Origin of the sequence: Pseudomonas sp. HY13-MNA-CIBAN-0226 (assembly GCF_040310305.1) — a bacterium.
In the GTDB taxonomy this organism is placed as follows: Bacteria; Pseudomonadota; Gammaproteobacteria; order Pseudomonadales; family Pseudomonadaceae; genus Aquipseudomonas; species Aquipseudomonas gregormendelii.
The window spans coordinates 1-236 of sequence record NZ_JBEOPS010000625.1 but is presented as its reverse complement, the minus strand read 5'-3'; the positions used below and the strand labels follow the sequence as shown (position 1 = coordinate 236).

Here is a 236-nt window from a genome sequence, read left to right as displayed (position 1 = left end):
GCTTTACGCGGCGTCAAGTCATCCAGGTCAAGCTTTGCCAGCTCATCCAGCACCGGATGGGGCAGGCTGGCGAACATATCGCTCTGATGCGGCGCGGCAGGTTTCTTGCTGGCCTTGGCCGGGCTGGCGACTACCGTTTCATGGGGCAGCGCCGTGGTTTCCAGGCGGCTTAGGTGTTCACGGGCACGGGTGATCACCTCGTTCGGCACACCGGCCAACTGCGCCACGGCCAGGCC

The 236-nt window shown here is 64.8% G+C and carries 1 protein-coding gene; it reads right to left on the bottom strand.

What is annotated here, in order from left to right; translation table 11 throughout:
- Nucleotides 1–236: hypothetical protein (locus tag AAEZ05_RS30175; RefSeq protein WP_350650344.1), on the bottom strand; the 236-nt coding region annotated here is incomplete at both ends.